Genomic DNA, 25081 nt, shown 5'->3' with positions numbered 1-25081 from the left:
TCCGGATGAAGCGTGTACTTATTATTACCTATTATTGGCCACCGGCTGGAGGCCCTGGAGTACAACGCTGGCTTAACTTTGTAAAATATTTTCGGGAATTTGGAATAAATCCGGTAGTGTATATTCCAAAAGATCCGTATTACCCTTTAGAGGACAATAGTTTTTTAGATGAAGTACCATCTGATATTGAAATTCTGAAGTTTCCTGTTAAAGAACCCTATCGATTTGCAGGTTTTCTCTTTAAAAAAAAGACCAAACAAATAAGTAGCGGGATAATTACCAAAAAAAAACCTTCTTTTACCGAAAAGCTTTTATTATACATTCGCGGTAATTATTTTATTCCGGATGCTCGAATAGGCTGGGTAAAACCTTCTGTAATTTTTTTACACAAATATCTTTCTGAAAACCCTGTCGATACAATTGTTACTACGGGACCACCTCATAGTCTACATCTTATAGGATTGCATTTAAAACACCTATTGCAAATTAAATGGATAGCAGATTTTAGAGATCCATGGACTACAATTCACTATCATGATTCATTGCGACTTACAAAAAGTTCCAAAAGAAAGCATAAAGAACTAGAGAGAAAGGTGCTTACCGGTGCAGATATAGTAGTAGTGACGAGTCCTACAACAAAAAAAGAGTTTAAATTGATTACCAATATACCTATTGAGGTAATTACAAACGGTTACGAAATTTCTGAAAAAATTATACCAATCTTAGATAAGAAATTTTCTATTGCTCACATTGGCTCCTTATTAAGTGAACGCAATCCAAAAGTATTGTGGGAAGTACTCTCTGAGATCTCCTCGGAAAATGAGACTTTTAAAAATGACCTGCAGTTAAAGTTTGTCGGAACGGTAAGTGAGGATGTAATTGACAGTATTACAAAATTTGGATTGTACGATAATTTAGAATTAACAGGATATGTCTCTCATTCCGAAGCGTTACAGCTACAGCAAAATGCCCAAATATTATTACTGGTTGAAATGGACCGCCCTGAAACACGTTCTATAATTCCGGGTAAGTTGTTTGAATATTTGGCAGCAAAACGTCCTATTGTTGCTTTGGGCCCTCAAGGGAGTGATATTTCGGGGATTATTTCTGAAACCTATAGCGGAAGCTATTTTACCTATGGTGATAAAGAAGAGCTAAAAGAACAAATTCTTAAGTATTATATAAAATACACAAACGGTTCACTTATTGCCGTTTCTTCAAAAATTGAAAAATACAGTAGGAGGGAGCTCACTTCAAAAATGGCAAACTTGATAAAGAAGCTATAAATACAAAAGCGAAACCCCCGCCCGACATAATGCCTTACGAGGATTTCTAACTAACCAACCAAAAACTTTTTATAATCCCCTTCCACTTCTTGAAGATGAACCACGGGAGTTGGAGTTCCCTTTTCTGGTTCCTGAAGAAGATCTTGATGTGTTACTGCGTTTAGCGATCTGCTTTCTAGATCTACTCTTATTTGATACAGATGTTTTCTTTTTCTGTTGAGAACGTTTTACCGAATTTCCTTTTGAGGCTATTCCTCGTTGTGATGAAACTTTCGGTTTGGTTCTTTTTGCAATACCACGTGAACTTGACGACTTAGCCTTAGTATTTGAGACTTTGCTACTTCTTTGTTTAGCAATTCCACGAGAAGTATTTGGCTTCCCTTTGTTACTGGAAATCGTATTGCCCTTTTTGGCATTTCCTTTTGAGGTTGTATTGCTGGTATATTTATCATTTCTCTTAGCAATACCTCGTGAGTTAGATTTTCTGTTGCTTGAAATTGTACGGTCTGTTTTAGCAATTCCTCTGGTATTACGAACTCTGGATGTACTTTTATCTCTTCTAGGATTTGCAGAGGCAAAAGAATTTCTATGATTGGGATTATAATCTCTTCTTTTTGCAACACGGCCATCTTTGTAATGTACACGACTTCCGGGTCTGTGGAAACTTCTCCTTCCGTTGGCATAAGCTACACGATATCTGTTATTATAGTATTGTCTGTGATGATGATAGCTGTAACGGTATGGGGTGTAATATCTTCTGTACGGATAATCATACACTATACAACTTGAGTAATAAGGACGGGCATAATATACATGCCATGGACGGTAAATATATCGTGGAGTCCAAAGATTTATATATCCTGTACAATGTGAGAAATACCCATAATGATTATAGAAAACCCGTAGGCCTCCTACACGAACAATACGTCTGTCATTGTAGCGTATTTCAGTATTACCAGCCTGAACTATACGTCCATACTCATCGTAGTATATCTCTACATTTTCTACCTGAATAACGGCACCATAATCATCGTACTGGACATAGGTATCATAATCATGTCCTGAGTTAAAGTTTATACTCACGTTAGGAGTATTGATGTTCACGTTTACATTTCCGTTGCTATCGTGACCTAAATACACAAAATCGAACTGACCATCCGGAAACACCGAAAATTCCACACCACCTTCTACAAATATGTACGCAGAACCGTCATACGAATAGTTAGATGGCCCTTCAGAAACTGAAGCGGTTGTGTTGTTTGTAAAACCCATCAAAAGGATGGTGATTACTAATGCTGTTATTTTTTTCATAATACTAAAATTTAGGTTGTACTTGCTTTATCTTTTTGGTCAGCTCTGTACAGCTTTACTTAAAACAACGACCGTGCCAAAAATGTAAATAACTGGTTTTCAGTATAATCATATTAAAATTAGAATTTGATGTGTTCAAAAAAAATCCGCCTAACCATTTTACCGGTGTGACGGATTTTAAACTAACCAACCAAAAAACTATTATTAAATATTTCTTTTTCGTTTACGATTGCCCCATTCTTCATACACATCTTCTTGTTCACAATCGTATTCATATTGTATATACCAATCATCGTGCCAATATTTTTTATTGTAACGATTTACATAACCATGAGTATCTCTTATTTCTCTGAAACGATTATATAATATATACATGTTACCAACCTGTTTCAGCAAACCTTTTTGGTATTTCAGAGTAACAGACCCAATAGATTTTACTTTTCCATTGCGTTTATAAGTAATAAATGTTGAACCTACTGAACGGACTCTTCCAAATCGGTCTAAAACAATATTTGGGCGATACATATGTCTCTCTCTTTTGTATTGCACTGCTCCGGGGGTACTTGGATAGTAGATCACTTTGTGGTTTCTTCTACCCCTATTGTATCGGTATGATTCGTTACTAATTTCGAAATCAAAGATTCCATCTGTAGTAACAGAATAGAGAACACCATTTTCTACAAAACGAACTTCCTGCGAATTGTAATAGCGATGTTTCTCACCCTTTTTTGTAACTACATTGTGGTTACGTTGAGAAAAAGTCTGCGTAGTGCTTCCAATAAGGAAAACAGCTACTAATAGAATTGCTTTTTTCATAATAAAATGTATTTGGGTTATGCCACACATTAGCGGTGCTGGCTTACGCTATTTGATTTGTATAAACCAAAGGACGTGCCAAAAACGTAAGTATTTGATTATGAAAAAGATGAAAGCCTATGAATTATTTTATAACAAACTTTTCAGTTTTAATGAGCTTACTTTCTGAAAAAACCCGGTAAAAATAAAGTCCTGATGCGTAATCCATATGATTGATGGTAGCATGATCTTTGGTAATAGTTTTTTCTTTGATCAGCTTTCCGTTTAGATCAAAAACTTTTAACAGATCTATTGAAGCTGCTTCCGGCAATTTAAGAATTGATGTATTGGCCACCGGGTTAGGGTAGAGGATAATTTCTTCCGAAGAAACATCATTTACTCCTAAAGTAGTATTATCGCAGGAAGTAGCATTATTAAAAAAGTAATTCGTTCCTGCTATATCAAAACACACCAAAGCAGTTCCATCTGTAATATCAACAGTTTCTCCCAAAGGATCAAAACCTCGGATAGAACCAATTCCTTCTATCCAAACTTCCGGAAAATGTGTAGGGTTATCGGTAGACTGAAACTCAAACTCAATTACTTTTCTATTCTCTCCAGCAATAAACTGTGTTTCAACATTAACTACTTCGAGAAGATCCACACCGGTATTATTATCACCCCCATAAGAGCAATACCTAATATTTTGAAAAGAGAAAAACTCACCAATATTAAGATTAAAATCATATTGAACAAACTCTTGGTTGCCAGACTCTTCATATCTGTAAACAATTCCATTTTCTTCTCGAACATAACAGAAAGTTGCTGAATCGTCTGAAAACACTCTTTTATATAATTTACCATTGAATTCATAGGACCCAGATACGTTTATCTGATATGTAACCGTGTGAGGAGGCTCAGGAGGAATAGAAAAAGGGTTAAAGTAAACATCTACGCTCCAGGTATGATCTTCTTCCAACATAGGAAGGTAGGGCTGCGCATAGCAGAAATTCAAAAATATAATTGTGAAAAGCAGTACTAATCTTTTCATAGGAATAGCATTTCCTATAAAGATACTAAATTTTCTCCTTCAAATAGGCTGCCGTATAGGACCTGGTATTATTTACTATCTCTTCCGGTGTACCTTGTACAATTACCTGACCTCCATTTTCACCACCATCTATCCCAAGATCTATAATATGATCTGCACACTTGATCAAGTCCAGGTTATGCTCTACCACAATGACCGTATGTCCTTTGTCGAGCAAGGCATAGAAAGAGGCCAATAATTTTTTAATATCATGAAAATGCAGTCCGGTGGTAGGTTCGTCAAAAATAAAAAGCGCTTTTTCTTTTGTAATTCCTTTCACCAGAAATGAAGCTAATTTTATACGCTGTGCTTCACCTCCGGAAAGAGTAGAGGAGCTTTGCCCCAATTGAACATATCCTAATCCTACGTCTTGCAGAGGTTGTAACTTATTTACAATCTTAGATACATTATTTTCTTTGAAGAAAGCAATGGCCTCATCAACGGTCATAGTAAGCAGGTCATTGATATTCTTATCGGCATAAGTAACTTCCAGAATTTCTTTTTTGAAACGTTTTCCGTTACAGGTATCGCATTCCAAATGCACATCGGCCATAAACTGCATCTCAATAGTTACCTCGCCTTCTCCTTTACATGTTTCACAACGTCCTCCGTCTACATTAAAACTGAAATGTTTGGCTTTATAGCCTCTTATATCCGATATTTTTTGTGAAGCATACAAATTACGAATATCATCGTATGCTTTAATATAGGTTACCGGATTGGAACGACTGGAACGGCCAATTGGATTTTGATCTATGAACTCAATATTTTTTATGGTACTGAAATCTCCTTCCAGTGCTGTAAACTGTCCGGGCTTTTCGCCATAACCACCAATCTCTCTAAGCATTGCCGGATATAAGATCTTTTTGACCAGAGTACTTTTTCCACTTCCGGATACCCCGGTGACAGCAGTAAATACTCCCAGAGGGAAAGTAACGTCAATATTTTTTAAGTTATTATGCCGGGCACCTTTTACTTCAATTGCATTTTTCCAGCTCCTACGTTTTTCGGGGACCTCAATTTCCATGGTTCCATTTAGGTAATTAGCAGTTAAGGAATTGGATTTTAATATTACATCAAAGCTTCCTGTAGCTACTACTTCACCGCCAAATGTTCCCGCTTCGGGGCCAATATCAATGATCTCATCAGCGGCTTTCATAATATCTTCATCGTGTTCAACTACAATGACAGTGTTTCCTATATCTCGTAAAGATTTTAAAACGCCTATCAGTCTTTCGGTATCTTTTGGGTGCAGGCCGATACTAGGTTCGTCAAGAATATACATAGAGCCTACTAAACTACTTCCCAACGAAGTGGCTAAATTAATTCGCTGGGATTCTCCTCCGGAAAGTGTATTCGATTTTCGGTTTAGAGTTAAGTAGCTCAAGCCAACGTTCATCAAGAACGAAAGTCGGTTATTGATCTCAAGTAAAAGCCGCTTAGCGACCTTTTGTTCATATTCGGTTAATTTCAAATTGGCAAAGAAATGAGCTACTTTATCAAGCGGAAGCTCTACCAGTTCCTGAATTGCTTTTCCGTTTATTTTCACATAACTGGCTTCAGGACGTAATCTTTTGCCATAGCAGGTACTACATTTAGTTTTTCCACGGTAGCGGGATAGCATCACCCGGTTCTGAATTTTATAACTTTTCGATTCTAAAAAATTAAAGAAACTATTCAAACCTTCAAAATACTTATTCCCCTCCCAAACCAGTTGTTTTTGTTCTGGCGAAAGTTCAAACCAGGGTTTGTGAATAGGAAAATCAAATTTATAAGCGTTGTTTACCAATTGGTCACGATACCAACTCATACTTTCTCCACGCCACGGGAAGATCGCATTTTCAAAAATTGAAAGTGCGGTATTAGGAATGACCAAATCTTCATCAATACCTATTACATCTCCATAGCCTTCACAGGTAGGACAGGCTCCATAAGGGTTATTAAAGCTAAATAAGTGTACATTAGGCTCTACAAATGTGATCCCGTCCGCCTCAAACCTATTATTAAATTCTTGTATACTATTATCCGAAAGTTTTTCGATATATAATTCTCCTTTTCCTTCAAAAAAAGCAATTTGTGTAGCGTCGGCTAAACGATTGTAAAAGTCCTCATCGTTTTTGGTGATTACACGGTCGATCACTAATTGGAGATTTTTCGGAAATGATTTTCCTTTCAGTTCATCAATGCGAATAACCTTATTTTCCACTTTTACCCTCGCATATCCTTGTTGTACAAGAGCCTGCAATTTGTTTTCCATAGTGCGGCCTTCCTCTAGATGAATAGGGGTAAGGAGGAGAAGTTTTTCATTTTCGGGAAATTGTTTGATGTAATTCATTACATCACTTACCGTATCTTTTTTCACTTCTTTACCTGAAACAGGGGTATAAGTACGTCCAATACGTGTGTACAGGAGTTTCAGATAATCATAGATCTCTGTAGAAGTACCTACTGTAGAACGTGGATTTGTAGCATTTACCTTTTGTTCTATAGCAATTGCGGGAGCAATACCCTTTATGGCATCTACCTTTGGTTTATTTAACCTTCCTAAGAATTGACGCGCGTACGAAGATAGACTCTCTACATATCTTCGTTGTCCCTCAGCATATAGTGTATCAAAAGCCAAACTTGATTTACCACTTCCGGAAAGTCCTGTTATAACAACTAATTTATTACGCGGAATGACAGCGGTAATATTTTTTAGGTTATGAAGCTTTGCACCCTGGACCAGGATGTTTTTTTTTGTATCTATTGTATCGGTATTCAATTTTCCCTAGTTATTTGGTAGAATTTTGCAAAGATACTATATAGATTTCGGGAATACACACTTCTGGATATTATATTTTTTTTAAGAAAAAACGCCCTTTTTTTTGGAATTGTATATTCTTTGTTGTTATATTTACCCCACTTAACGTCATTTATAAAAGAAATCGCCTATAGCATATTACTACTTTTAAAATTCTAAAAACATAACAACTAAGCAACCAAAAAACGATAGTTGTTTATTTTTAAAAAGTATTGATATGAAGCAAAGTCCCACTACAGATGCGCTTTTAGTAAGCGCCTATATGAATGGCAATGAATCTGCTCTTTGTGAACTGGTTACCCGTCACAAACAAAGAATTTACAGTTTTATCTATTCTAAAGTATTTGATCGCGATGTTGCTGAAGATATTTTTCAGGATACCTTTATTAAGGTTATAAAAACTTTAAAACGCGGTGCTTACAATGAAGAAGGAAAGTTTCTTCCGTGGGTAATGCGTATAGCTCATAATTTGGTAATAGATCACTTCAGAAAGAACAATCGCATGCCGAAATTTGAAAACAATGATGATTTCAATATCTTTTCGGTGCTTTCAGACGGTGCTTTAAATGTAGAGAAAAGGATGATAAAAGGACAGGTTGAAAGTGATGTGCGGCGCTTAATAGAAGAGCTGCCCGAAGACCAAAAACAAGTGCTTGTAATGCGTATTTACAAAGACATGAGTTTTAAGGAAATTAGTGAACAAACAGGAGTGAGTATTAATACTGCGCTGGGTAGAATGCGATATGCACTTATCAACCTACGCAAAGTTATTGATAAACACAATATTATATTAACAAATTAATACAATAAACCATTTTTTGCGGCGTTATTAGGTAACATTAACCTCAAAATTACGTTCTATGCAAAAAATGTACTCTGAAACCTCACGTCTGGAGCGCGTGAATAAAGAAATGCTTCCAAAAGAGGAAACAATTAGATTTCTTCTGGATTATTCGAAGGCTTTAAGTGTTATAGATTATAATAAATTGAAGTTTGAAGCACTTCTAAACTAAACTTTGGAAAAACCCCGAAAATATTTTCGGGGTTTTTTTATCAAAAAATTCATTTTTTCTTTTTGTAATATTCATTAAGAACAGATTTCCGTCCAATTTTTTTTGTGATGATATCTTTTTCCAGATCCCACCCGCGAGCTTGTGAATATTGCCTTCCATACCAAATTATCTGTAGATGTAATTTATTCCATAAATCTTCTGGAAATAATCTTTTTGCATCTCTCTCAGTCTGAACCACATTCTTACCGTTAGAAAGACCCCAACGGTACATTAACCTGTGAATATGTGTATCCACCGGAAATGCAGGAATATTGAAAGCTTGTGATATCACGACACTTGCTGTTTTATGACCGACAGCAGGGAATGACTCGAGAGCTTCAAGATTGGCCGGAACTTTTCCATCGTATTTTTCGATTAAAATTTTAGAAAGACCATGAATTCCCTTTGATTTCATAGGAGATAACCCGACAGGTTTTATAATTTCTTTGATCTCTTCTACAGATAACTTTACCATATCATAGGGATTATCTGCTATCTTAAATAATAGGGGTGTGATTTGATTTACACGTACGTCTGTACTTTGTGCCGATAAGAGTACTGCAATCAGTAAGGTATAGGGGTCTTTATGTTCTAATGGAACCGGAACTTCCGGATATAATTGGTTTAATGTTGTAATAACAAAATTTACCTTTTCCTGCTTGGTCATTTTTATTTACTTTTACGCAAAAATAAGCTAAATGAAAACATTAAAAGCAGGAGATAAGGTTCCAGATTTTACAGCAACAGACCAAAACGGGAATACAATATCACTGTCAGACTATTCTGGAAAGAAATTAATTGTTTTTTTCTATCCGGCAGCAAATACTCCTACTTGTACTGTAGAGGCCTGTAATCTTAGAGATAATTATAAGGAATTGCAAGATGAGGGGTATGAAATACTTGGGGTGAGTAAGGATACACAAAGAAAACAGAATAATTTTAGAGAAAAGTTCAAATTTCCGTATCCTCTTTTAGCAGATATTAATAAAGAAGTTATCAATGTCTTTGGTGTTTGGGGGCCTAAAAAATTTATGGGCAGGACCTTTGATGGAATTCACCGTATAACTTTTGTTATAAATGAAGAAGGTATAGTTACTCGTGTTATCGACAAAGTAAAAAGCAAAGAACACGCGGCACAAATTCTTAATTAGATGCTTGTTTGGCTTCTTTAGAAGTATAGCTGAATAAACGTTTTTCTTTTATTATTTCTGAAACTCCGGCAGGAACCATTTCTTCCCAACCGTTTTCTCCTTTTTCTATCATAGTGAGTACTTCGCGAGAGAAAATATTCAGTGTTTCCGGGTTATAGTCTTTAATATCTACAACTTTTCCGTTGTATTTAAAGAATTTATACAATTCTTTCATACGAGGATGTACCTTAAGGTTTTCACTATCGGTATAACCCTCGCTTCCAATGTTTTTCATTGGGTATAGATACACTTTTAAGTCTTTAAAGAATAGTTTTCCGAAAGCCTCCAGAATTCCACCACTTAGATGGCGATAGTATTTTTCATCAAAAATGTCAATTAAGTTGTTGACACCCATCGCAAGTCCTAAGCGCATTTTGGTATAGCGAGAGAAATACTCAACCAGTTTATAATATTCCTGAAAATTGGAGATCATTACAGTGTGTCCCAGAGAACAAAGTAACCTGGCCCGGTTCATAAAGTCTTTTTCATCTATTTCGCCTTCTGCACGAAGGTTAGAGAGTGTGATCTCAAAAATAACTTCAGTACGCTCTTTTTCTACCTTATTTTCGTTTAAGAACATTTCGTATGACTTCTCATACATGTCAATATTTACTTTGGTTACGGGGCGAAAACTTCCCCGGAGAGCTAAAATGTTTTTCTTGTAAAGGATACGAGCTGCAAGGATATTATTTCCATCCGGTCCAAACATAACGGCATCAGTCATTCCATTTTTAATAAGTTGTAAACTCATTAACCTATTATCAACCTTTTCAAACTGTGGTCCGGAAAAATTAATAGTATCAATTTCAATTTTGTCCTTATCAATATGATCGTACAAATAGCGAAGTAGTTTTTTAGGGGCGTCGTATTTGTAATAAGCGCCATATATTAAGTTTACACCTAATATTCCAAGTGTGATCTGCTGTGTAACCGCATCATTTTCATGAAAACGAATGTGCAGTATAATTTCGTTATAATCTTCGTCCGGAGCTACCTGGTACCGAATTCCTATCCAGCCGTGGCCTTTGTATTTTTTAGCAAAATCTATAGTAGTTACTGTATTGGCATAGGCAAAAAATAACTTATTGGGGTGTTTTTCCCTATTAATACGCTTTTCTATTAATTCCATTTCATGCGAAAGCATTTTTTTAAGGCGAGACTCCGTAACATAACGGCCATCCTCTTCTTCCCCGTAAATAGCATCGCTAAAATCTTTATCGTAAGCAGACATTGTTTTTGCAATAGTTCCGGAAGCGCCACCAGCCCTAAAAAAATTACGTACGGTCTCTTGCCCGGCACCAATTTCAGCAAAAGTTCCGTAGATATTTTCGTTAAGATTAATTCGAAGGGCCTTACTTCTTATGGAAGGGATATTTTCAAAATCTTTATCTCCTAAAATGTGTTCCGGCATAGCAATTTTCTATTAGATATCTTTGATAACAAAGGTAACAAATACAATAGGCAAACAAAAAAAATACTACTATTTTTGTGACAATGAAATCACCACTCACTATTACTTTTTTAGGTACAGGAACTTCGCAGGGAATACCGGTAATTGGAAGCGAGCATCCGGTTTGTAAAAGTGATAATATAAAGGATAAACGCTTACGGGTTTCTGTTTTGTTGAGTTGGGATGAATTTAATTATGTAATTGATATAGGCCCGGATTTTCGCCAGCAAATGTTACGAGAGCATTGTACAAGTTTAAATGGCGTATTGCTCACACATGAACATAGTGACCACACGGCCGGCATTGATGATATCCGCCCATTTTATTTTAAGCATGGAGATATTCCGTTTTATGCACATGAGAGAGTATTCAGGTCATTACACCAACGCTTCGCCTATATTTTTGAAACTGAAAATAAATATCCTGGGGCTCCTACTATTACTGAAGTTAAAATAGATAAGGAAACTTCATTTACTATTGGAGGAAAGAAAGTGATCCCAGTTGAAGCCTTTCACAATACATTAGCTATTTTGGGGTTTAGTATAGATGGTTTTACATATTTGACCGATGTAAAAACAATGGCTGAAGAAGAGATTGAAAAAATAAGGAACACAAAAGTTCTGGTAGTAAATGCACTACGCGAACAACCGCATCATTCACATTTTAGTTTATCTGAAGCATTGGCTTTTATTAAGAAAGTAAACCCTCAAAAAGCCTATTTAACGCATATAAGCCATTTGTTGGGCTTTCACGACGAAGTGTCTAAGCAATTGCCTAAAAATGTATTTTTAGCGTATGACACACTTAAAATAACGCTGTAATTATGAAGAATAAAATATTTATGTACCTGTTCTTTTTCGCTCTTCTGTATATTCTATTTCAATACATGAATGAGAAAACTATTTTCGAATCGCAAGAGAAGAAGATTAATTCACTTACCGGAAAAGTTACAAAATTCAAAGACTCTATCAACACACTTTCAGAAAGAGTGGCAGAACTTGATTATTTTACTTTACAGGGCAACGAAAATGCGATGGTCTATTTGGAAAGTTCGGGGTATGAAGCAGCAGCAGTTGAAGCATTAGTAAGCGATGCCATATACGAGCAGAATATTGTAAAAGGAGGAAATCCTTTGGTACCTTTTGAAGGAATGGAAGGTGAAATGCGGATAAATAAAGTTAAGTTTTTAAATCATAAGTGGTTACTGGCAGACTTCACAGACGGTACTTATTGGGGCGAAATGGTGCTGGAATACACATTTAATGATGAGAATAAAATGGAGCTAAATACATTAGCCTCATTATTATATCCATCGTACTAAGAATGTTGTATTAGCCATTCTTTAAATTCATAAAAATTCTGTGGAGCAACACCGTGGCCTACAGGAAATTCAGAATACGAGCAATCAATTTTTAGCTTTTGCAAAAATGGTTTCGTTTTGCGTGCCCAATCTACAGGGATCACTTGATCTACGCTTCCGTGCGAAGAATAAATATTCAAATGGTTGAAGTTATATGTTTCATAACCTTTTTTTAGCAGGTCTCCATTTATATAACCACTCAATCCTATTACATTTTTAACTTTTTCCGGGTAGCTGAGTGCTACTGCAAAACTCAAAATAGTTCCCTGGCTAAAGCCCAATAAAGTGATATTGTTCTTATTGACATTGTATTTTGATACTATCTCGTCTATACAGTTTGCAATAAGGTCACGAGAGTTAATGGCTTGTTCTGTATCACTAAATTTCCCGTTGGTGTTATCAAAATAGATATTGTACCAGGCATTTCCATAAGGCTGCATTGGAATGGGGGCTTTTAATGAAATGATATGATAATCGGTAGGTAACTCAGCTGCAAACGAAAACAAGTCGTTCTCATCACTTCCAAATCCGTGTAGCATAATAATAGCCGGTGATTTTTCAGAATTTTTTTCAGGAGCTTTATAATTATGCTCTAAAAGCAGGGTCTGTTTTTCCATGGCCCAAAAATAAAAGATGCCACTTAAAAAGCAGCATCTTTCAAATTAAATGTTTTATAAATTTTTATCCAATTCCTTTAAACCAATCCTGAAATTGCGCTCCAAGAACCGGGATTAACTTTTTCTGCCCTTGAACCGCACCAATAAACCCAAGTAGCCAAAGTACAAATATGGCCAATTGAATAATCCACGCCAAAAGTCCAATGTTAAGAGTTATTGTAAGAACCATATTAAGAATGTATAAAGCAAACCCTAATATTAGTATACCTAACATTTGTCGAATATGAAAGGCTCCAAATTCGGTTTTGTTGCCATTATGCATCACCAAAGCGACGATCCATCCAATTAGAGTCAAATAAGCGATAATACCTACTGTTTTTCCGTTGTCTGAAGAAGTTTCTGTCATAATAAAAATTTACGTTAGTATTAAGTTAGATTTCTTAAAGATACCATATCTAATCCAAAAATGTAAACCACGTCTGAAATTTCTCACTTAAAAAAGGAATTGCTTGTCGTTTGTTTGTTAAAGCCATTAGCAAAGAGAAGACCCATAGAGCCACCGATATCCAGTAAATATAAAACCCAACGGCATAATTTTGAAGTGCAAGTGAACAAAATAACAAGATCACTAACCCAAACATATTCTTAATGTGCCATGTGGCAAATTCATGTTTTTCATCTCTATTCATGAAATAAGCGATCAACATCCCAATAAAGGTGATGTATGCTATTATGGCTTTGTTCTTTCCGGGAGGTATTTTACTCATCAGTTATTGAGGACCAGTTTTTTGTTAGCATAGATACCATAGACTTTTCCTTTCAACTCACAGTTTAAAAGTGCTGCATTCTTTGAAGTGGAGACAATATCTTCATCAGAGAAAATCCACTCATGGGCTGGATTGAAGAGTGTAAGGTTAGCCGGAGTACCTTCTGCAACTGTAGCTGAAGCAATGCCAAATACATTTTTTAGTCTTGTTAATGCTTCCACAGATGTTTCGACACCCGTCAATTTATTGAGAGCCCCAAAACAACTCTCGAGGCCGATACTGCCAAAACTGGCATGGTCGAACTCTGTCTTTTTGTTTTCTACATCAATAGGGTCATGGTCGCTTGTCACGCCATCAATAACACCTTCTTTAAGACCTTTTAATAATGTTTTGGTATCTTCATTAGTTCTTAAGGGGGGCATCAGTTTATAATTACTGTCAAAACTTTCCAGGGTATCATCTGTTAGAAATAAATTGGAAATAGCCACGCTACATGTCACATTCAGTCCTTTCTTTTTTGCAGCTTTTATCAACGAAACCGATTTCTTAGTGGAAATTGTAGGAATGTGTAGTTTACCTCCGGTGTATTCCAGAATATAGAGGTCACGGGTAATCTGAAGCTCTTCGGCCAGCGCTGGAATTCCTTTTAGGCCCAACATGGTACTGTTAATCTCTTCATTCACCATTCCATTACGGGCAACAGATTTTTCAAAAGGGAACGATTGTACCAGTCCGTCAAAATTTTGAGAATATTGTAATGCGATCTTCATCAGGTTGGCATTTTCGATAGGTTTTTTATAATCATAAAAGGAGATGGCTCCTTCATTTTTCATATCGTATAACTCTGCCAGATCTATTCCTTTGCTTCCTAAAGTTAGTGCGCCAACAGGGTAGAGGTTTACCGGGTTTCCTTCTGCTTTTGATTTTAAGAATTTAATGGTCGCTTTGCTATCGATTACCGGAAATGTATTTGCATTAACCGCTACGTGTGTAAAACCACTATGAGCAGCTGTTTTTAAACCGTTATCTATAGTTTCACGTTCTTCAAAGCCCGGTTCTCCAAAAGAAGTACTGGAATCAAACCACCCTTGTGAAATGTGTAAATTTTTTAATGAAATTTCCTTTACTTTTTTTGAATTTGAAATGGAAGCTGCAATTTTTGAGATATTTCCATTTTCAATAAACACATCTCTCTTTTTTAAATGATGCTCACTTGTAGGGTCAACAATAATGGCTGATTTTAGTAGTACGTTCATTTATAGAATTTTAAGATAAGCATTTCCAGTATGAGAAATAATAATGCAAAAATAGCAAACCATTTCCAAAAGCTGTTAATTGAATTTATTTCGGCAATAGTATCAAACAGTTCTTCAACATTGGTATGTATCTTAACACCTTGCCAATCTTCCGGATTTACATATTGTAATACACTTTCATTGCGACTGTAATTATAACTTATGTTTTCAATGAACTGTTGTTCTTTTTCAATTTGATAGGTTCCGGCATTTGCGGGTTCATCTACAGTAGCAATATCTACCTTATTTGCCTTTGTTTGTTGCAGTGGAATAAAATTTATAGTACTATCTCGTAATGTTAAGATTTCATCCTGTTTTAATTGAACAGGGACTGAAAAATTATTTGCTTTCCCTATAGTATAATACAACTTTGGAAGCTGCAGGCTTTGTTGTGCCATATTGTATAATGCTGGTACAATAAGCGGAGAACTTTGAAAGTTAGAGTTCTCGGTATTGAAGGGGGCAGAACTCACATATATGTTTTCAGATTGTAGAATAAACGGTTTTCCATCTTCAAAATTTAATACTGGTGTTGCATTGGAGTTCGTACCAAAATATGAATTGACTTTGGGGTATTCAAAATTGACTACCTGTTTTTCAAAAACTTCATTGTATAATGGATGGTCAAAGATAATTTGTGTGATTTTCTTTTCCTGCTCAATATTTTCTGAAAAACTTCCAACCCTGAAATTTGTAAGCAATGAATTATAACCGGAAAGGTTTGCGTCTTTAGAAGGGATTACCAATATATTTCCTCCATTGTCACTAAAGGATTTAAGAGCTGTGGTAAGTGATGCCGGAATGGTTTTTAATTCATTTAAAATGATAAAGTTTTGCTCCGGAATTACATTGTAATTCAGTTGGTTGAATGCTTGTTGGGTATATTCAAATTCCGGTTGCCCAAATAATCGTTGCAAATAATTTGCATTTGCTTCATTGATGCTCAGTACCTTGATTTTATTAGGTGTATTAATACTAAAATAGAGGATATTGTCAAAAGGGAGGTTAGATTCATTCAATTCCAGCCTACCTCTAAAATCACTTGTGTTCTCAATATCAAACGTGAGTGTATTTTTATTACTTTCTGAAAAATTTATCCCGCTTTTTGCGATAAGCGTATTGCCATTGTAAAGAGATACCGGGATATTTTCCGGCACTTCTCCTGTTGAAGAAAGTTCCACATTCAGCTTAATGATCTCTGCAGATTTTGAGGAGATATAGGTTGAGTCTATTGAAATATTGGAAGCATTGACCGGTTTTAATTGAACGGCATCTATCAATAGCTCTTGCTGTACATCCGGGAATGCTCCTTTTAATTGAAAGTCTGAAATATAGATCAGTCGTTTTTCACTATTCTCATTTTTTGAAAATAATTGATTTGCTTTCAGTAGCACTTCAGAAGGGTCTAATTGTTTTTGAGTATAGGAAACAGAAAGTATTTCAGTTTTAAAATCCTGTACCGATGTGTTCTTTCGGTCAAGATCATTGGTAAACCAGCTTATTTTTTCAGCTCCGTCTACTTTTGTATATAGGTCTTGTAGTGTTCGTTGCAATAAAGGACCCTGTGCCCCTTTAGCTTGCATACTGAAAGAGTTATCAACATAGATCACGGTCTCTTTTTGTGTATTTAATGCAGAATTTGAAGCAGTAAAAGGTTGTGCAAAAGCAATAATAATACAAGCAAAAGCAAGTAGTCGTGTAAAAAGCGTCAGCCATTTTTTTAGTTGTGAGCTTTTACGTGTTTGGATGGTCACTTTCTTTAAAAAAGCAACATTGGTAAAATCGATCTTTTGGAATTTCCTTAACTGAAAAAGGTGAATAATAATTGGAATGACTAATAAGAAAAGTGCGTAAAGTAATTCAGGGTGTTTAAACTGCATTCCAAAAATAATTATTCAAAGATATGTAAAGTAGGGATATGATTTTTTATAAATTTTCCTAAAATTTTTCAAAGACACCTAATCCAAATAAAGCAAAATCATATTTTACAGGATCATTTTTGTCTAATTTTCGTAATGAGGTATCTAATTCCAGCAGTGCTTTTCCGTCATTCTGCTTTCGTGTGAGGAGATTTAGTTTCCTTGCAACAGAGCCACTATGCACATCAAGAGGGCAGGAGAGTTGTGCCGGAGAAAGGGATTTCCATATTCCAAAATCTACTCCTGCATTATCATTTCTTACCATCCACCGCAGGAACATATTAATTCGCTTGGCAGCAGAATTCTTTAGTGGATCGCTTAGGTGCTTTTCTGTTCTGGCGGGGTGCGGAAGGCTAAAAAAGAGTTCCTTAAAGCTATGAATTGCCGGTTGGAGGGTTTCTTTTTTGGCATGTGTGGAGAATGCATTTTCAAGACCATCCATATTCAAGTAGATATTTTGAAGTGACCTTATAAAATAGTCTAGATCGATGTCATTAAAGGTTCGGTGTACAAAACCGGAAAAGTATTTTTTATCTCTTTCAGAAAAATTGATTACAAAATCATAAGGAGAATTCCCAAGCATTTGCATTAATCTGGCGCCATTTTTAATAATACTTTTTCTATTTCCCCATGCTATGGTTGCCACCAGAAATGCAGCAATTTCTATGTCTTCTTTTTTTGAAAACCGGTGTGGGATCTGGATCGGGTCACTTTCTATAAATTTTGGATGATTGTAAAAAGTAGCCTTTTCATCGAGAAATTCTTTCAGCTCACGCTGTTTCATACCTATTGAATAATTTTTCCGTCTTGCATCACTAATTTACGATCTGCCATGGCGGCTAATTCTTTATTATGAGTAACGATAACAAAGGTTTGCCCAAATTCATCCCGAAGTTTAAAAAACAGGCTGTGAAGGTTTTCAGCACTTTCGGTATCCAGATTTCCGCTGGGCTCATCGGCCAAAATAATAGATGGGTCATTGACAAGTGCTCTGGCAACAGCAACACGTTGTTGTTCTCCCCCCGAAAGCTCATTGGGCTTATGGCTTTCTCTATGGGACAGTCCTAAAAAACTTAAAAGACTTTTAGCTTTTTTTTCAGCCTCGGCTTTGGATGTATTTTTAATGAATGCAGGAATACAAACATTTTCCAGAGCAGTAAACTCAGGCAATAGTTGGTGAAACTGAAAAATAAAGCCCAGATTTTCATTCCTGAACTTTGCCAACTGTCGTCTATTTAAAGTAGAAATATCTGTGGCATTTATTTGGAGAGAACCTATTGCATTTTCAAAAGTATCCAAAGTACCCAATATTTGAAGTAATGTGGTCTTTCCAGCCCCGGAGGCCCCTACAACAGATACAATCTCTCCTTTATTGATTTGGAGATCCACGCCTTTTAAGACGTGTAATTCATCGTAGTGCTTGTGAATATTTTTAGCTACTATCATGCAAATTGAATTTCAACGTGAAAGTAATATATTAGAATTGATAAAACAACAGAAGTTGCTTAAGAGCTTTTACGAAATACACTTTTTAGGCTATTGTAATCTATGAAATATACCAAGCGAAGCGAAAAAACATGCTCGATAGGTTGTTTAAATAAGGTCTCAAGGCTGTCGAAATATGTGTCTGATGAAGCAGTATCCGAATTAAACAATGAATTTCTATACAAAGCAGTTAATTGACTCCCGGGAGCAAACTGCCATGAATATCCAAAATCGAGATTCCATGTATTGAAATTTACATTAGGGTCATCTTCCAGATCGGCTAACGTATAATTATCATTCGTAGAAACTGTGCCATCTTCTTGTAAAGTAAATAATCCATTATCATAGGTTACAGTAGCCCAGTAATTTCTAAATGACAGTGATAATGTATGAAATGAATTGAAACTAAAGTTTCCTGAAATACTATTTACAATTGTTGTTTGTGCCCGTTGCCCAAATACAATGTCTTCATCAATATCTTCCACATAACCTCTGCTTCCTTTTCCGTCCTGATAGAAAAGGTCATAACCAAGAGAGAACTTGTCGTTAAACCGCATAGTAGGCTCTATACCCACCCAATATTCAAATAGGTCTCGCTCCGTATCAAATAAAGTTACGAAGCCGGTATTTCCGAATAGGGAAAATTGTTTTGCATTATTTGTCGAAAACCAGACGTTTGAGTTGAAGGGATTTTTAAAGGTAAAAAACCACCCCTCGGTCCTTGGTTCAAAATAATCATGTTGTTTCCCTGCCTGATAGCTTATATGCCCTCCGTATTCCAATAATTTTTTGGTTTGTGCATAGATGCTAACACCTAAATTATTTCCGGTATAGGTACTGGGGTCATATAGCATTTGGTATTCTGCCCAGGCATATATGTTGAAATTGTTCAACTTTTCGGTAGGCTCGAAGATCCTGTAGGACCCAAAAGCATTAAAATTGTTGTAATTATTTCTAAATAATATTCCCAGGTCGTTTATATCGTATTTGGTATCTGCTATGGTATTCTCAATACCATATCTGTACTTACCGCTTACTTTTTCGATCTCGATCTGTGAACTAAATCCTGTTTGGGTTTCATCAGGAAGATTTAGGCTACTCACTTTTAGGGAGCCATCTACATTCCATTTGTTTGTTTTATCAGTGATATCAAATACAGCAGCTGTAACATTGGCATCCCTAAAGTTACCATCTCTTAATACACTCGTATTCACTAAACTTATGGACGAATTTTTATTGAATTGCTGGTCTATTACAAAGATGTTATAATTTGCCAAAGGTTCTATTACTTCCTTACGTGTTTCTCCGGTCTCCAGATTTTCTATAGTTGCGTACGTTTTTTCTGTAATAGCATTAAAGAACCCTATACCAAGTCCATTTTTGGTCCGGCCGGATACCTTTACCGCATTGAGCATTTTCACCTTGTTAGGTTCATCAACAATTTCTTCAAGTGTATCGTCGACTTCAAGTTCACCGGAAGGGCGCCCTCCAACTCTTCTGGAGTAAAACAAATTACCTTTAGAAAAAAGATCTACTCCTTCTTTAAAGAATTGCCTTTGTTCTGAGAATTGTTGTTCAAACGGCCCTAAATTAAGCCGAATGTTGTCAAATCCTGCCTGACTAAAATCTGGTATTAAAGTTGCGTCAAGCGTAAAATTTTCAGTAATTCCATACTTTACATCCAGCCCCAGACTATAGTCATCTGTTGTTTCTCCATCAAATCTTTTTGCAACAGAAGAGGCAAAAGGATAAAAGCTTAAACGTGTTGGCGGCTTAATATTTTCAATACCGGTAAGCTCTCCATGGTATAATCCTATATTTCCTTTAGTGCGATCAATTGGGTTCCAGGAATATTGTGAGTTATCTTTTCTAAATCTTCTATGGAACTGAATTCCCCAGGTTTGTACTTCTTTATTTGAAAAACGAAGAACAGAATACGGGATCTTCATTTCAACGATCCACCCGTCTTCTACTATTTTAACGGCACTATCCCAGACCGCATTCCACCCAAAATCTTCACCGCTGCTGGGGGAAGCAACAGCATCTGCCTGTGTTCCGGAACTAAATACTACTAATTCTGTATCGTTCTGTGCGTCGTTATTAGGGTTAATAGCCACTAAGAAAAAGTCGGCCTGACCAAAATTATCGCGACTAGTAAATTGTTTCATAATATCTTCAGGCTTGTCATGCAAATAAGCAGATATGAAGATTGCATTGTCGTTATAGACCATCTTAACTATTGTTTTTTGATGTGCTAACTCCTTAACACCCATTTCCGGTCTAAACTGAGTAAAATCCTTGGCTTCATCAGCATTCACCCAAGCCTCATCATCTAAAACGCCATCGATCTTAGGGGCATTATCTACTCTTCTTATAACTAATGTTTTTTTCTCTTGAGCAAGAACAGAACTGCAAGCAAACAGTAAAAGAATAATGATGGAATGCTTCATTTATGGTAGTTTTAGTTGTTTTGTTAAAGACCTGTGTTTTATAGAATTGTTACAGATGAATCAACAAAACAAGATTCTATGTTTTTGATATTATTTAAGATCAACAAATTAGAATCATGATTTTTTACTAAAAACACTTTTTATATTATTGTAGTCCACAAAATAGGTTATGCGTAGTGATAAAGTATTTTGTTGTGGTTGGTCAAAAAGATTCTTCATACTGTCCCCGTAATTCAAGGAAGATAATTCGTCAAAATTAAATATCTGGTTACGGTAGAGTAGGGTAGCTTCACTTCCCGGAGCAAAGCGCCACCGAAAACTCAGGTCAAGATTCCAAATATTAAAGTTTGCATTGGGGTCTTCTTCAGAGATATCATACTCAGCTTCTTGTAGGCTCCCATCATCATTAAGCGTAAAAAAAGCATCCTCGCTATAATCCGCGGTACTCCAAAAATTCCTGAAACGCAAATCAATTGCTTTGTAGGGGTCAAAATTATAACTGGCCTGAATAGTATTTTCGATATTGGTTCTTTCTCGCCGGCCAAAGAAAATAGCATCATCTGTGTCATCTACATATCCAAAATCTTTTTTTCTCAGAAAGAATTCGGAAGAAAGAATAAGTAGGAACTTATCTGAAAAACGGTAACGGGGTTCAATTTCGAGATAAAAATTTTCCCGAAGGTCTCCGTCATAGTAATCCCTATAGCCAAAATTTATATCGTATGCGAATTTTTTTCTATAGTCTGAAGAGATCCATGAGTTCACTCCTACATTAGATCCATATGTTACATGCCTGCCTGCCACACGAGGTTCAAAATAGTCATCATTTTTGGTGTTATAACTTATATTGGTACCAAAAGCAAAACGTTCGGTTAAAACAAACCACGCATCCAGGTTAAAATTGTTAGCAGTTTGCACGTCCGGTTTATAAAGACGACGATGACGGGCGGTAAACTCTATTCTGTAAGTATTAAATGTTTTTGTGGGTTCAAAGATCTGGTACCATACTCCGGCTACAAAATTATTGAAATTGTTTGTGAAATTTACGCCCAGGTCATTAATATCATAAGTAGTATTTGCAAAATCGTGGCCTATCCGGTATCTGAACTTTCCTTTTATTCTGAAAATATCCAATTCTGAAAGAAACCCGGTTTTAGTACCGTCAACAGAATTTACATTACTAACTATGGCACGTCCGGAGCCTCTAAAATGATTGCCTTTATCTGCAATATCAAAAACAAAGGCTGAGGCATTTCCATCTCTAAAATGGCCATCTCGTGTTACATTTGTATTGATCAATGAAATAGAAGAGTTGTCATTGAACTGTTGGTCTAAGACTACAATGTTATAGTTGCTAAGAGGTTCTACTAAAACCTCTCGTCTATTTAACGTAATTGTATCTTCAACAGTAGCATAGGTCTTTTCGGTGATGGCGTTAAAAAAACCAATCCCTAATTTGTCTTTTGTCCTTCCTGAGATCTTTAAAGCATTCAATAAATTAACTTTCTCAGGTGATTCGCTTACAATTTCATGATCTGCAAGATCTTCAACATCTCCGGAAGGCCCTCCACCAACTCTTCGGGAAAAGAATATTCTTCCTTTGTTAAAGAGATCTGTCCCTTCAGTAAAGAATTGTCTGTTTTCCCCAAAAGTTTGTTCAAAAGGGCCCAGGTTGAGTGTAACTTCATCGAAAGAAGCCTGGCCAAAATCAGGAACTAAGGTTGCATCAAGGGTAAAGCTATCACTTAATCCATATTTTACGTCTAACCCGGCAGCAAAATCAGTTTCGGTCTCACCGTCAAAATTTGTAACTACTCCCTGAGCAAAGGGAAAGAACGCCAGGCGCACCGGGGGGTTTATATCCCGAACCCCGCTCACTAAACCACTGTACTGAGATTCTTGCCCCATACTATTATCTATGAAGTTCCAGGAGTGGGTTTCATTTTTCGCAACTAATCTTCTATAAAAATTGACACTCCAATCCTGAACATCTACTTCAGGGAAGCGCAATGCATTGTAAGGGATTTTATATTCGGCATACCAACCCTTTTCATCTTTAGAAATTTTACATTCAAAGACTACATTGTAACTAAAATCAAATCTGTTTTGACTCGCCTTCGCATCTCCAATAGTTCCTGCACTGGTTACAAAAAAGTGTGTTTCATTAATGCCATCATTGTAGGTATTTAGTGCTATTGCAAAATGGTCTGCCTGTACAAAGACTTCATCTCGTTGCGAGAATTGACTCAAAATATTTTCGGGAGCAGGATCATACATATAAGCGGCAACATATACCGCTTTATTATCGTATGCCATTTTCACTTCAGTTTTGTACGTTTCAGGAATGGTTCCTTCATTCCCGGGTTCGTACATAAAAAAGTTTCCGTAAGCAGGTAATGATTGCCAAATGGCATCGTCTAAGATTCCGTCTATTTTTGGAGTGTTATCAATTCTAACAGCTTCAATAGTTTTTTTATCTTGTGAATGGAGTGCAGAAAATGAGAGTAGAAATAAGAAAAGAAAATAGTGTGGTTTTGAGTTGTAATTGTTGCCCATTAGATTAATTTGATTGATGAATTGAAAGTGGTGTATAGCAAAGCTAACGTACTCTTTTAGGCACAACTATTAACAAAAAGTTAAAAAGAAGAAGCATAATTATAAAGTAAGTATTAAAATTGTAATATTGTTTAACGAATGAGTAAAAATTTAGAACAAATTGTCTTTGCAGGAGGATGCTTTTGGTGTACCGAAGCAGTTTTTCAACAAATTAACGGAGTTGAAAAAGTTGTATCCGGTTATACCGGGGGGACTGTTAAAAATCCATCTTATCGGGAAATATGTACAGGAAGAACCGGTCATGCTGAAGCCATTGAAATTACATTTGATCCAATAGTAGTGAATACAGATACATTACTGGAAGTTTTCTTTGCTACACATGATCCTACAACTCTAAACCGTCAGGGGAATGATAAAGGCACTCAGTACCGAAGTGCGATTTTTTATAGAACAGATGTCCAAAAACAAAAGGCTGAAACGTTTATAAAGTTATTATCGGACAATCAGGTTTTTGAGAATCCGATCATTACAGAGGTGACTCCTTTGAATGTTTTTTATAATGCCGAAGAAGATCATCAGAATTATTATAATGATAATACGCAGCAACCTTACTGTCAGTTTATTATAACCCCTAAGGTTGAAAAAGTGAAGAAATTTTATTCAGAAAAACTAAAAAAAACCAATGGGATCTTATAAATTTTTCGAAGAATACAATCATGAGGTTACAGAGGATCTAAAGAATAACTTTTCAGATATATTGAAAGGAGTAGGTGAAGATGTAAACCGCGAAGGAATTTTAAGGACACCGGAACGAGCAGCCAAAGCCATGCAGTTCTTAACTTCGGGAAGTTGTCAGGACCCTTCAGAAATATTGCGTAGTGCTATGTTTGCAGAAGGATATCATGATATGGTAATCATTAAGGATATTGAATTGTATTCATTATGTGAGCATCACATGCTGCCTTTCTTTGGTAAAGCACATATTGCATACATTCCAGATGAACATATTGTTGGATTAAGTAAAATACCTCGTGTAGTAGATGTTTTTTCACGTCGGTTACAGGTACAGGAACGCCTAACACATAATATTCTGGAATGTATCAATGACACTCTAAAACCAAGAGGTGTTGCTGTTGTGATCGAGGCTTCTCATATGTGTATGATGATGCGCGGAATCCAGAAGCAGAACAGTGTAACGACTACTTCCGGTTTCAGGGGACAGTTTGAAAAGATAGAGACCCGAAATGAATTCCTGAAACTTATCAGTAGTGATCTGGCATAATTTTGGCAGGCTTATTGCGTTATATTTTTTAGAATTATAACCGAAAATTATTATGAAAGACACTAAATATAAATTATTACGTAAGGGGATCATTTACGATGTTATTGGTATGCTAACAATGCTGATACCAGTTATTGGCCCTTTTCTCGATATACTTTGGGCACCCTATGCCGCAAAGAAGATGAGTGAAATGTATCAAGGGACACAAGGGAAAATAGCTTCTGTGGTAGTTTTCATTGAAGAGCTATTGCCTGGCACTGATTTTATTCCAACGTTTACTTTAATGTGGATATATACCTATGTATTCTCATCACAAAAAAAACCTGTTCCTCAAACAATTGAAGTTGAAGTTAATGAATAAAAAAATGCCCGT

24 protein-coding genes are annotated in these 25081 nt (G+C 36.0%); 9 read left to right on the top strand and 15 right to left on the bottom strand.

Features of this window, described 5'->3' with window-relative positions; genetic code table 11:
- Positions 1 to 5: 5 nt before the first annotated feature.
- Positions 6 to 1286: a glycosyltransferase family 4 protein gene (locus ACY2RT_RS01595; protein WP_490154119.1), complete on the top strand. Its 1281-nt coding sequence runs from the start codon at positions 6 to 8 to the stop codon at positions 1284 to 1286.
- 69 nt (positions 1287 to 1355) lie between these two features.
- Here ACY2RT_RS01595 and ACY2RT_RS01590 read toward each other — a convergent pair whose 3' ends face one another.
- From ACY2RT_RS01590 to uvrA, 4 genes are all read right to left on the bottom strand, one after another.
- Complete coding sequence (locus ACY2RT_RS01590; protein WP_490154118.1) at positions 1356 to 2597, bottom strand: hypothetical protein; 1242 nt, start codon at positions 2595 to 2597, stop codon at positions 1356 to 1358.
- A gap of 204 nt (positions 2598 to 2801) precedes the next feature.
- Entirely contained in the window at positions 2802 to 3413 is a 612-nt protein-coding gene (locus ACY2RT_RS01585; protein ID WP_490154117.1) for a hypothetical protein, read from the bottom strand.
- Positions 3414 to 3537: 124 nt separating this feature from the next.
- Positions 3538 to 4443 carry a T9SS type A sorting domain-containing protein gene (locus ACY2RT_RS01580; RefSeq protein WP_490154116.1) on the bottom strand — a complete coding sequence of 302 codons (906 nt, stop codon included), beginning with the start codon at positions 4441 to 4443 and terminating at the stop codon, positions 3538 to 3540.
- Between the two features lie 25 nt (positions 4444 to 4468).
- Positions 4469 to 7246 carry an excinuclease ABC subunit UvrA gene (gene uvrA / locus ACY2RT_RS01575; RefSeq protein ID WP_490154115.1) on the bottom strand — a complete coding sequence of 926 codons (2778 nt, stop codon included), beginning with the start codon at positions 7244 to 7246 and terminating at the stop codon, positions 4469 to 4471.
- A gap of 256 nt (positions 7247 to 7502) precedes the next feature.
- Here uvrA and ACY2RT_RS01570 point away from each other — a divergent pair, with 256 nt between their 5' ends.
- Together ACY2RT_RS01570 and ACY2RT_RS01565 are read left to right on the top strand one after the other, a co-directional pair.
- Positions 7503 to 8087 (top strand): RNA polymerase sigma factor, encoded by a 585-nt coding sequence (locus ACY2RT_RS01570; RefSeq protein ID WP_490154114.1) that lies wholly within the window; start codon positions 7503 to 7505, stop codon positions 8085 to 8087.
- Between the two features lie 58 nt (positions 8088 to 8145).
- Positions 8146 to 8298, top strand: coding sequence for a hypothetical protein (locus ACY2RT_RS01565; protein ID WP_490154113.1), 153 nt, complete (start codon positions 8146 to 8148; stop codon positions 8296 to 8298).
- A gap of 49 nt (positions 8299 to 8347) precedes the next feature.
- Here the strand turns inward: ACY2RT_RS01565 and ACY2RT_RS01560 are convergent, their stop codons facing one another.
- Positions 8348 to 9004 carry an endonuclease III domain-containing protein gene (locus ACY2RT_RS01560; RefSeq protein WP_490154112.1) on the bottom strand — a complete coding sequence of 219 codons (657 nt, stop codon included), beginning with the start codon at positions 9002 to 9004 and terminating at the stop codon, positions 8348 to 8350.
- Between the two features lie 31 nt (positions 9005 to 9035).
- Here ACY2RT_RS01560 and bcp point away from each other — a divergent pair, with 31 nt between their 5' ends.
- Positions 9036 to 9488 (top strand): thioredoxin-dependent thiol peroxidase, encoded by a 453-nt coding sequence (bcp, locus tag ACY2RT_RS01555; protein ID WP_490154111.1) that lies wholly within the window; start codon positions 9036 to 9038, stop codon positions 9486 to 9488.
- Here bcp and ACY2RT_RS01550 read toward each other — a convergent pair.
- Entirely contained in the window at positions 9481 to 10938 is a 1458-nt protein-coding gene (locus ACY2RT_RS01550) for a TonB-dependent receptor (RefSeq protein WP_490154110.1), read from the bottom strand. The two genes, bcp and ACY2RT_RS01550, sit on opposite strands and share 8 nt — an antisense overlap.
- 83 nt (positions 10939 to 11021) lie before the next feature.
- Between ACY2RT_RS01550 and ACY2RT_RS01545 the strand changes: the two genes are divergently transcribed.
- Both ACY2RT_RS01545 and ACY2RT_RS01540 read left to right on the top strand, forming a co-directional pair.
- Positions 11022 to 11798, top strand: a complete 777-nt coding sequence (locus ACY2RT_RS01545) for an MBL fold metallo-hydrolase (RefSeq protein ID WP_490154109.1) — start codon at positions 11022 to 11024, stop codon at positions 11796 to 11798.
- A 2-nt stretch (positions 11799 to 11800) separates the two neighbouring features.
- The gene (locus ACY2RT_RS01540; protein WP_490154108.1) at positions 11801 to 12298 is read left to right on the top strand and encodes a hypothetical protein; all 498 of its coding nucleotides are present in this window, start codon (positions 11801 to 11803) and stop codon (positions 12296 to 12298) included.
- Here ACY2RT_RS01540 and ACY2RT_RS01535 read toward each other — a convergent pair.
- The 9 genes from ACY2RT_RS01535 to ACY2RT_RS01495 form a co-directional block, all read right to left on the bottom strand.
- Entirely contained in the window at positions 12295 to 12954 is a 660-nt protein-coding gene (locus ACY2RT_RS01535) for an alpha/beta hydrolase (protein ID WP_490154107.1), read from the bottom strand. The genes ACY2RT_RS01540 and ACY2RT_RS01535 overlap by 4 nt on opposite strands.
- 64 nt (positions 12955 to 13018) lie before the next feature.
- Entirely contained in the window at positions 13019 to 13360 is a 342-nt protein-coding gene (locus ACY2RT_RS01530) for a DUF4870 domain-containing protein (RefSeq protein WP_490154106.1), read from the bottom strand.
- A gap of 49 nt (positions 13361 to 13409) precedes the next feature.
- On the bottom strand, positions 13410 to 13721 hold the full coding sequence (locus tag ACY2RT_RS01525; protein ID WP_490154105.1) for a hypothetical protein: 312 nt from the start codon (positions 13719 to 13721) through the stop codon (positions 13410 to 13412).
- Entirely contained in the window at positions 13721 to 14977 is a 1257-nt protein-coding gene (locus tag ACY2RT_RS01520) for a dihydroorotase (protein ID WP_490154104.1), read from the bottom strand. Before ACY2RT_RS01520 ends, ACY2RT_RS01525 begins: the two co-directional genes overlap by 1 nt.
- A complete protein-coding gene (locus tag ACY2RT_RS01515; RefSeq protein ID WP_490154103.1) occupies positions 14974 to 16896 on the bottom strand; it encodes a BatA domain-containing protein in 1923 nt (640 codons plus the stop codon). Before ACY2RT_RS01515 ends, ACY2RT_RS01520 begins: the two co-directional genes overlap by 4 nt.
- A 58-nt stretch (positions 16897 to 16954) precedes the next feature.
- On the bottom strand, positions 16955 to 17719 hold the full coding sequence (locus ACY2RT_RS01510; protein WP_490154102.1) for a TIGR02757 family protein: 765 nt from the start codon (positions 17717 to 17719) through the stop codon (positions 16955 to 16957).
- A gap of 2 nt (positions 17720 to 17721) precedes the next feature.
- Positions 17722 to 18381 carry an ABC transporter ATP-binding protein gene (locus ACY2RT_RS01505; protein WP_490154101.1) on the bottom strand — a complete coding sequence of 220 codons (660 nt, stop codon included), beginning with the start codon at positions 18379 to 18381 and terminating at the stop codon, positions 17722 to 17724.
- A gap of 59 nt (positions 18382 to 18440) precedes the next feature.
- On the bottom strand, positions 18441 to 20870 hold the full coding sequence (locus tag ACY2RT_RS01500) for a DUF5916 domain-containing protein (protein ID WP_490154100.1): 2430 nt from the start codon (positions 20868 to 20870) through the stop codon (positions 18441 to 18443).
- Positions 20871 to 20984: 114 nt separating this feature from the next.
- Positions 20985 to 23426 carry a DUF5916 domain-containing protein gene (locus ACY2RT_RS01495; RefSeq protein ID WP_490154099.1) on the bottom strand — a complete coding sequence of 814 codons (2442 nt, stop codon included), beginning with the start codon at positions 23424 to 23426 and terminating at the stop codon, positions 20985 to 20987.
- A gap of 138 nt (positions 23427 to 23564) precedes the next feature.
- On the opposite strand from ACY2RT_RS01495, the gene msrA reads away from it, so the two are divergent.
- From msrA to ACY2RT_RS01480, 3 genes are read left to right on the top strand one after another with little or no spacing between them, the layout of a single operon-like run.
- Entirely contained in the window at positions 23565 to 24122 is a 558-nt protein-coding gene (msrA, locus tag ACY2RT_RS01490; protein ID WP_490154098.1) for a peptide-methionine (S)-S-oxide reductase MsrA, read from the top strand.
- Entirely contained in the window at positions 24109 to 24708 is a 600-nt protein-coding gene (gene folE, locus ACY2RT_RS01485) for a GTP cyclohydrolase I FolE (protein WP_490154097.1), read from the top strand. Before msrA ends, folE begins: the two co-directional genes overlap by 14 nt.
- Positions 24709 to 24760: 52 nt before the next feature.
- On the top strand, positions 24761 to 25069 hold the full coding sequence (locus ACY2RT_RS01480) for a hypothetical protein (RefSeq protein ID WP_490154096.1): 309 nt from the start codon (positions 24761 to 24763) through the stop codon (positions 25067 to 25069).
- Positions 25070 to 25081 lie beyond the last annotated feature (12 nt).

It is taken from the genome of Ulvibacter sp. 2210JD10-4 (assembly GCF_058148525.1).
The sequence above is the reverse complement of the archived record's forward strand: the minus strand, read 5'-3'. Positions and strand labels throughout refer to the sequence as shown.

Bases quoted from the DNA above. Each gene is read 5' to 3' on its own strand.
- ACY2RT_RS01595 (WP_490154119.1), top strand. From the start codon at position 6: ATGAAGCGTGTACTTATTATTACCTATTATTGGCCACCGGCTGGAGGC.
- ACY2RT_RS01590 (WP_490154118.1), bottom strand. From the start codon at position 2,597: ATGAAAAAAATAACAGCATTAGTAATCACCATCCTTTTGATGGGTTTT.
- ACY2RT_RS01585 (WP_490154117.1), bottom strand. From the start codon at position 3,413: ATGAAAAAAGCAATTCTATTAGTAGCTGTTTTCCTTATTGGAAGCACT.
- ACY2RT_RS01580 (WP_490154116.1), bottom strand. From the start codon at position 4,443: ATGAAAAGATTAGTACTGCTTTTCACAATTATATTTTTGAATTTCTGC.
- ACY2RT_RS01570 (WP_490154114.1), top strand. From the start codon at position 7,503: ATGAAGCAAAGTCCCACTACAGATGCGCTTTTAGTAAGCGCCTATATG.
- ACY2RT_RS01565 (WP_490154113.1), top strand. From the start codon at position 8,146: ATGCAAAAAATGTACTCTGAAACCTCACGTCTGGAGCGCGTGAATAAA.
- ACY2RT_RS01560 (WP_490154112.1), bottom strand. From the start codon at position 9,004: ATGACCAAGCAGGAAAAGGTAAATTTTGTTATTACAACATTAAACCAA.
- bcp (WP_490154111.1), top strand. From the start codon at position 9,036: ATGAAAACATTAAAAGCAGGAGATAAGGTTCCAGATTTTACAGCAACA.
- ACY2RT_RS01550 (WP_490154110.1), bottom strand. From the start codon at position 10,938: ATGCCGGAACACATTTTAGGAGATAAAGATTTTGAAAATATCCCTTCC.
- ACY2RT_RS01545 (WP_490154109.1), top strand. From the start codon at position 11,022: ATGAAATCACCACTCACTATTACTTTTTTAGGTACAGGAACTTCGCAG.
- ACY2RT_RS01540 (WP_490154108.1), top strand. From the start codon at position 11,801: ATGAAGAATAAAATATTTATGTACCTGTTCTTTTTCGCTCTTCTGTAT.
- ACY2RT_RS01535 (WP_490154107.1), bottom strand. From the start codon at position 12,954: ATGGAAAAACAGACCCTGCTTTTAGAGCATAATTATAAAGCTCCTGAA.
- ACY2RT_RS01530 (WP_490154106.1), bottom strand. From the start codon at position 13,360: ATGACAGAAACTTCTTCAGACAACGGAAAAACAGTAGGTATTATCGCT.
- ACY2RT_RS01525 (WP_490154105.1), bottom strand. From the start codon at position 13,721: ATGAGTAAAATACCTCCCGGAAAGAACAAAGCCATAATAGCATACATC.
- ACY2RT_RS01520 (WP_490154104.1), bottom strand. From the start codon at position 14,977: ATGAACGTACTACTAAAATCAGCCATTATTGTTGACCCTACAAGTGAG.
- ACY2RT_RS01515 (WP_490154103.1), bottom strand. From the start codon at position 16,896: ATGCAGTTTAAACACCCTGAATTACTTTACGCACTTTTCTTATTAGTC.
- ACY2RT_RS01510 (WP_490154102.1), bottom strand. From the start codon at position 17,719: ATGAAACAGCGTGAGCTGAAAGAATTTCTCGATGAAAAGGCTACTTTT.
- ACY2RT_RS01505 (WP_490154101.1), bottom strand. From the start codon at position 18,381: ATGATAGTAGCTAAAAATATTCACAAGCACTACGATGAATTACACGTC.
- ACY2RT_RS01500 (WP_490154100.1), bottom strand. From the start codon at position 20,870: ATGAAGCATTCCATCATTATTCTTTTACTGTTTGCTTGCAGTTCTGTT.
- ACY2RT_RS01495 (WP_490154099.1), bottom strand. From the start codon at position 23,426: ATGGGCAACAATTACAACTCAAAACCACACTATTTTCTTTTCTTATTT.
- msrA (WP_490154098.1), top strand. From the start codon at position 23,565: ATGAGTAAAAATTTAGAACAAATTGTCTTTGCAGGAGGATGCTTTTGG.
- folE (WP_490154097.1), top strand. From the start codon at position 24,109: ATGGGATCTTATAAATTTTTCGAAGAATACAATCATGAGGTTACAGAG.
- ACY2RT_RS01480 (WP_490154096.1), top strand. From the start codon at position 24,761: ATGAAAGACACTAAATATAAATTATTACGTAAGGGGATCATTTACGAT.